At 71.3% G+C, this 6,460-nt stretch carries 7 protein-coding genes and 1 pseudogene; 1 reads left to right on the top strand and 7 read right to left on the bottom strand.

Features of this window, described 5'->3' with window-relative positions; translation table 11 throughout:
- The 4 genes from AC08OT_RS18295 to AC08OT_RS18280 all read right to left on the bottom strand — a co-directional run.
- Positions 1-282: DUF6328 family protein (locus AC08OT_RS18295; RefSeq protein WP_476603093.1), on the bottom strand; the 282-nt coding region annotated here is incomplete at its 3' end.
- The gene (locus tag AC08OT_RS18290; RefSeq protein ID WP_476594330.1) at positions 279-872 is read right to left on the bottom strand and encodes a hemerythrin domain-containing protein; all 594 of its coding nucleotides are present in this window, start codon (positions 870-872) and stop codon (positions 279-281) included. The genes AC08OT_RS18290 and AC08OT_RS18295, both read right to left, overlap by 4 nt.
- Positions 873-1,052: 180 nt before the next feature.
- Positions 1,053-1,520, bottom strand: a complete 468-nt coding sequence (locus tag AC08OT_RS18285; RefSeq protein WP_476594329.1) for a hypothetical protein — start codon at positions 1,518-1,520, stop codon at positions 1,053-1,055.
- A 371-nt stretch (positions 1,521-1,891) separates the two neighbouring features.
- The gene (locus AC08OT_RS18280; RefSeq protein WP_476594328.1) at positions 1,892-3,064 is read right to left on the bottom strand and encodes a universal stress protein; all 1,173 of its coding nucleotides are present in this window, start codon (positions 3,062-3,064) and stop codon (positions 1,892-1,894) included.
- Positions 3,065-3,377: 313 nt separating this feature from the next.
- On the opposite strand from AC08OT_RS18280, the gene AC08OT_RS18275 reads away from it, so the two are divergent.
- Positions 3,378-4,589 carry a sensor domain-containing phosphodiesterase gene (locus tag AC08OT_RS18275; RefSeq protein ID WP_476594327.1) on the top strand — a complete coding sequence of 404 codons (1,212 nt, stop codon included), beginning with the start codon at positions 3,378-3,380 and terminating at the stop codon, positions 4,587-4,589.
- A gap of 65 nt (positions 4,590-4,654) precedes the next feature.
- Here AC08OT_RS18275 and AC08OT_RS18270 read toward each other — a convergent pair whose 3' ends face one another.
- The 3 genes and pseudogenes from AC08OT_RS18270 to AC08OT_RS18260 form a co-directional block, all read right to left on the bottom strand.
- Entirely contained in the window at positions 4,655-5,095 is a 441-nt protein-coding gene (locus AC08OT_RS18270; protein ID WP_476594326.1) for an ATP-binding protein, read from the bottom strand.
- 48 nt (positions 5,096-5,143) lie between these two features.
- A complete protein-coding gene (locus AC08OT_RS18265) occupies positions 5,144-5,398 on the bottom strand; it encodes a glycosyltransferase (protein ID WP_476594332.1) in 255 nt (84 codons plus the stop codon).
- Between the two features lie 928 nt (positions 5,399-6,326).
- Positions 6,327-6,416, bottom strand: a pseudogene (locus AC08OT_RS18260) (hypothetical protein); the annotation flags it as partial.
- Positions 6,417-6,460 lie beyond the last annotated feature (44 nt).

Below are 6,460 nucleotides of genomic sequence, written 5' to 3'. Positions count from 1 at the left end.
GGCATTGAGGCTCACCGGCATGATGAGCAGCCCGGTGGCGCTGACCGTCAGCAGCACGATCACGAGATAGAGCGACTTCTGCTCGTTGCTCAACGTCGTGAACCGCTGCTGGAACGGGATGGCTAGCAGGAAGGCGGTCAGCAGCTGCACGCCCGTCTGGACGACGCGCAGCTCCTGCAGCAGATCTCCCCAGTTGCGGTACCGGCGTTGCGCCGGGGTCTCCGAAGGGTCCGGCCCGCCGTTCGAGGAGTTCCCCCGGGCGGTGGAGATCCTCGCCGTCACCCCGCCGTCGTCGTCTGCCGCCGAGCGTCGCGCAGCCGGTCGACGAGGGACACCGCCGGCCCGAATACCCGCTGAGCGGTGGGGGATCCCGCGACCGAAGGGTGCGGATGGGTGGGGGCGATCGCCTGAATGGCCCGCAGTCTGCGGCCCAGGCGCACGAGTTCGGACTCGGGACGGACCTGGCGCAGCGCCTCGAACTCCTCCCGCTCCTCGCGCTCGGCGTGTTCCACCACCGTGTGCTCGAACGCGGCGAGCTTGGCCCCGAACTCGACGCTGCTCGCGTCCATCCGATCGAGGCCGGCGAGGTCCCGACTCGCCGCCTTCTCCTCGCGGTTGCGGGCATCGGTCACCTCGGGCCCCACCACCTGCCGGCTGATCGGGCGCAGCACCACCTCCTCGCCGGTCTCGTGGGCCGCGAGCAGCGCCCGCAGCTTGTCGAACGTCTCCTGGCGGCGTTGGCCCGTTGACGTCCTGACCTTCCCGAACAGCTCGCGGATCTCGGCATGCTGCGCGAGCAGGATCCCGATCACATCGTCCTCGGGGAGCTGACTCGCCCGGGTTCGTTCCCTCGTGGCCTTGCTGACCGTCATCGCACTCTCCTCATCGCGGACCGCGCACCGGACCGTGTCCCTGCTGGCCTGCCCGCTTGGCGGGAACAGGAACCTGGTCCGAGCGGGGGGATGCGCCGGATCGGGATGGCCAAGCCCAGGGATGGGCCCCAGGATCAGGAGGTTCGTCGGAATCAGGAGGTTCGTCGGCGCCGGGCGGGTCTACCGGCGTTCGAACATCCAGGCGGCAGCCAGCGCTACGCCGACCACGATCCCGACGAGCAGCGCCCCGCCGAACACGAAGAAACCGACCGTCCTGATCAGGGTGACCGCGATCGGCAGCGCTGCGGCCAGCAGGAACACGCCGCGGGTGCGCACCGGCGTGTTCACCATGGCGAAGATCTTGCGCGGGCCCGTCACCCGGTTGACGTTCAGCTCGTCGGACACCGACGGCATGAGCCGGATCGTCGTCCACGTCAGCAGGACGAAGGCGATCGACAGCCCGAGGGCGTAGAGGAGCCCCACGCCGCAGCCGAAGGCGTCGAACGCCGCACCGGCACCGATCACAGTGATCATCAGTGGGACGTACCAGGAGGTGGTGCGGTCCTGCCGGGCCTGACCGGCGAGCCAGCGCGCCTGGGCGAACCGCTCGCCGCGCCGACCGGAACCGCCGTAATACTGATCCTCCATAGTCGCTCGACACTCCCCTCCCACGGCCGGCGCCGCGGTGCCCCCGTACCTCACGGGGACATCACGCCCCAGTCTCCCCATCCTCCCCCAAGACGAGGGAAAGCCGAGCCGTTTCGGGAGGATCACCTGCCCGCCGCGCCGTCACCGCTGGGCCGCAGGCCGCGCTCGGCGGGCCGCGAGAGCCGGCACCGCAGGTGGCACGGCAGATGGCGCGGCAGGCGACCCGCCGTCCACCCGCTCGGTACGTGCCCGATCGGGCATCCCCGCCCGGGGTCTTCGATCTCGGCCCACGGCCCGAGAACTCGCGACCCGAGGGAAAGGGACTCGCACCGGGTCGAAGATCTGCCGCGGTGGAGTCACCACACACCGCACTAATTACCACAGGTCGTACTGCCGGGCGTGCGGATGACCGCGACCGCGCACTGGGCGTGTGTCACACACTGTGAACTGGTGGAACCCAGCAGCAACTCGGCGAAGCCGCCGCGGCCCCGGGCTCCGATGACCAGGAGCTGCGCCCCCGCTGCGGCCCGCAGGAGGCTGGACGCGGCCGCTCCGCGGATCAGGTCCGTGCGCACATCGAGATCACCCGGCTCGGGCAGACCCGCGCGCACCGCCTCGTCCAGCACGGCCCGCGCGGCCCCCTCGAGGGCGGCGTCGACGAGGGCCGTTCCGCCGGGTCCCGTCGCATCGAGCACCGGGTCCCCGAGCGCCGCATCGGCGGGTCCCGAGTCACCGAATCCTGGATGATCATCGAGTGCCGTGCCCCCCGGTGCCGTGCCCCGAAATCCACGGCCGACGAATCCCGAGGCGAGGCCCGTTCCACCCGGGTCCGTCCGGATGAATCCGGTCCCGCCCGGATCCGCGTCGCCGGGCCCCGCACCAGCCGGCCCGGCACGGACGGCCCCGGCGCCCGCCGTGGGCACTGCGCCGACGAACCTGGCACCGCAGAGTCCCAGCCGGACAACGAACTCCGGTGGCAGCGACGTCCAGGCGTGCAGGATGCGCAGCGACGCCCGGCGCAGCGCCGCCTCCTGGGCGGCCCACCGCAGCGCGGCCAACGAGCAGGCGGACCCGTCCACCCCGACGACGACGGGCCCGCTCTCGGCCGGCGCCGCCGACCTGCCGTGGACCACGACCACCGGCACCGACGCCCCGTACACGCACGCCATGCTGACCGAACCGGCCGGCAGGCGGCGCGGCCGGTCACGGCCGCGGGCACCGAGGACGAGCATGGCCGCGCCCTCCGACTCGGTCAGTATCGTGTCCACCGGGTTCCCGTACACGGTCCGCTCGACGATCCAGGCGTCGGGCTGGGCCTCGCGGACCCGATCGACGACGTCGTGCAGCATCCACTGGGCCGTCCACCGGGGATGCTCCGGTGAGGTGGCAGGCGGCGGCTTCACCCGCGTGCAGAACGGGCCGGCCGCAGCCCAGACGAGAACGGCACGCACCCGCGCGCTACAGCGACGCCCCGCGCGCACGGCCCACCGCAGCGCACGCTCGGCATCTGTCGACCCGTCGATCCCGACCACGATGTCCGCCACGCGGCACCGCCTCCCCTCCGAACATCCTCGCTCGCCGAGCAGGCATCCGTCCCGATCCCGCATCTACTACAACACGAAGAGCCAACGGGCGCGACGGGAGACAGACGGGAGACAGGGGATGGATCTCCCGGCAGTGGCGGAGGTTGGTCACGAACAGGTCAATATTGGTCACGAACCAGTCGATATCGTGCACGAACAAGCCGATATCGGTTACAAAGAGCCCAATATCGATCACGAAACGGTAACAGATATCGGTGCCGACCAGGGTGTGCGCGGAAAACCCGAGGGAACACCAGGAGAGGAGGTGGTACGGATGTCGGTCCGCCCGGCCCCCGCCTCAGCGCTCGGGCCGAAGGCCGAGGTTCCCGAGCCGGCGACGGCGGTGGTGGAGCTGCTGAGGATACTGCGCCGCCATCTGGGCATGGATCTTGCCTGGCTCGGCCGCATCGAGACGGACGTCCTCGTTGTGCAGGTCATCAACGGGGACGGCGCGTCGTTCCAGCTGGCCCCGGGCTCCACCGTTCGGCGCGAGAGCGCCCTGTTCGGACGCGTCCTGTCCGGTGAGTTTCCCACCGTCATCCCGGACACCCACGCCGATCCGCGCATCCTGCGACTGCCCGTCGTCGACGAGCTTGACGTGGGGGCCTACGCCGCGGTGCCGGTCATCGACAGCGACGGCCTCGTCTACGGCCTGGTCGGCTGTCTCGGGCACGGGCCTCATCCGCACCTGCGGCCGCGCGACGGCCGGTTCCTGCGGATGATCGCGGAGATCCTCGGCGATTCCGTGACCGACCTGCACCGGATGTGGGAGGTCCGCAGCCGCGTCTGGCGCGACGTCAGCCATGTGATCGACGGCGGGGGGCCCGCGCTCGCCTTCCAGCCGGTGCTCGACCTCGAACACGGAAAGATCATCGGAGTGGAGGCGCTGTCCCGGTTCTCGGACTACGCCCGCAGCCCGTCACAGTGGTTCACCGCGGCAGGCTCCGTCGGCCTCAACGTCGATCTCGAACTCGCCGCGGTCCGACGCGCGCTCGCCGTGCTGCCCCGGCTGCCGACACACATGATCCTCGCGGTTAACGTCTCGGCGACGACCCTCTCAGCCGGCCTGGTGGAGATGATCATGGGCGAGGACGCCGAACGTATCCTCGTGGAGATCACCGAGCACGAACGAATCGGCGACACTCCGGCGATCAACCGCGACATCGAGCACCTGCGCCGGCTCGGCGTCCGCATTGCCGCCGACGACGTGGGTACCGGCTATGCCGGGCTGGAACAGCTCGTCCGGCTGCGGCCGGAGATTATCAAGATGGACTGCTGCCTGACCCAGGGCATCGACACCGACCCGGCCCGGCGGGCTGTGGCCGCCGGGCTGGTGCACGTCGCCAAGGAGATCGGAGGCGGCGTGGTTGCCGAGGGCATCGAGACCGCGGCCGAGCTCCAGGCCACCCGGGAGACCGCGATCCCCTACGGCCAGGGCTTCTTTCTCGGCCCGCCCACCCCCGTCCTGCCCGAGGCCGTCAGGTAAGCCCGCCGTCAGGCAAGCCCGCGGCGCGCTCGGCCGCATCGGCGGCGGTCAACCATCGGCGGCGGTCAACCATCGACAACGGGGCTCTCCCGGCGCATCCGGAACCAGACGACCTTCCCGTCGCCGGGGATGACGTCGGCACCCGAGGTCTCAGCGAGCTCGGCCACCAAGTGCATGCCCCGCCCGCTAAGCGAGTCGGTGTCGACCTGCTGCACCTGCGGGAGGCGGCTGTCCGGATCCTGGACGCCGACCCACACCTGGTGGTCGGTCGTCCGGATCTCCAGAACCGGCTCACCGCGGCCGTGCACGACGGCGTTGGTGACCAGTTCGCTGGCGAGCAACACGACGATCTCGGCCAGCTCCGCCGCGAAGCCGGTGCCGGCGAGGCCCGCGGCCAACCGGACCCGGGCCTGCCGGGGCGCGATCGGGCTGAGCGGCAGCACGAACCTGTCCAACGGCTCGCCCGGCTCGCCTGACTCGCCGGGCAGCCCCGGTTCACCCGTCATGTGAAGGACATTTCCTGGCAATCATGCGGATAAACTCGGTGTCGGAGCTCAGCCCGTGACCTGCGCAAGCACCTCGTCCCAGTCCCGCAGGAAACGATCGAGACCGTACCGGGCCAGGGCCGCCCGCCGGGCCTTCTTCCCGTACCCCCGAGCGCGTTCCGGATCGGCGACGAAGCGGCGGACGGCGCCGGCGAGCACCGCCGGATCGGTGGAGAGGACCCCGGCGTCCCCCGGCACCGCCTCCACCGCCTCGGTGGTGGCCAGCGCGACGACGGGCATGCCCAGGTGCATCGCCTCGAGCAGGGACAGCCCGAGCGAGGTCCACCGGCGGCAGGTGCACGTACACCCGGCGGCGCGCGACGGCCTCGTGCAGGGCGGCCTGGGAGGCGTCCTCGAACACGGTGAGCCGCTCGGCGGGAAGGCCGGTGTGCGCCGGTAGGGCGCTGACCCCCAGGCCGAAGGCGTCGACCGGTGCCGCCGCGGCGAACAGCCCCAGCAGGTCGGTCCCGGTAACCCGGCCGCGGCGGACCGGTTCGTTCACGGCCACCGCGACGCGGGGCAGCTCACCGGTGTAGCGGTGGCCCGGGTCGACGATGCCGTGCTCGACGACCCGGGTGGGCGTGCTCCCGGCATCCCAGAACAGCCGGTTGAAGTGGGTGACGTGCACCAGGGTGAGGTCTGGCCGGTCGGCGAGGGGGTGCCGGGTCGTGGGCACGTCCCCCTTCGGGGTGTTGTGCTCGACGTAGACCGCAGGGAGGTCCCGCCCCGGGCGCCGGCCACCCAGCCAGCGTTCCGCCAGGTCCAGCTCGTGCGGCCGCTGCAGGACGACGACGTCCACGTCGGCCGGGCCGAGCTCGTCCGGCCCGACCTCCGTGACCGTGCCCGGCCACGGATAGGTGCGCGCGCGGCCCAGGCCGTCCGGGCCGCGATCCGGGGTGACCGGGACGAGATAGGAGTGATCGCCCTGGACGAATGACGTCGTCCACGATCCGTGCACGTGCCACAGCAGAATTCTCACGCCCGGTTCCCCGTTTCCTCGCGGCCCTCGCCGCTTCCTCGCGGTCCTCACCGTTCCCTCGCGGCCATCGTCCGCTGTGCGCCGAATGCGCCCGACCAGAGCGCTCGTCGACCGGTCCGCCACGTAGTCGACGATGCGGACCTCGCCGCCGAGCGCACGGACCAGCGGCGTCTCGGGCAACATCGACTCGGTATAGTCGCCGCCCTTGACGTACACGTCGGGCCGCAGGGAACGCAGCAGGTCGGTCGGGGTGTCGTCGTCGAAGACGACCACGTGCTCGACACCGGCGAGCGCGGTCAGCACCGCCAGCCGGTCGGCCAGCGCGTTGATCGGACGGTCCGGGCCCT

This window comes from Frankia sp. CgJB1, assembly GCF_977947065.1.
The sequence above is the reverse complement of the archived record's forward strand: the minus strand, read 5'-3'. Positions and strand labels throughout refer to the sequence as shown.

Excerpts from the sequence above, each read along its gene's own strand:
- AC08OT_RS18290 (WP_476594330.1), bottom strand. The coding sequence starts at position 872 with ATGACGGTCAGCAAGGCCACGAGGGAACGAACCCGGGCGAGTCAGCTC.
- AC08OT_RS18285 (WP_476594329.1), bottom strand. The coding sequence starts at position 1,520 with ATGGAGGATCAGTATTACGGCGGTTCCGGTCGGCGCGGCGAGCGGTTC.
- AC08OT_RS18275 (WP_476594327.1), top strand. The coding sequence starts at position 3,378 with ATGTCGGTCCGCCCGGCCCCCGCCTCAGCGCTCGGGCCGAAGGCCGAG.
- AC08OT_RS18270 (WP_476594326.1), bottom strand. The coding sequence starts at position 5,095 with ATGACGGGTGAACCGGGGCTGCCCGGCGAGTCAGGCGAGCCGGGCGAG.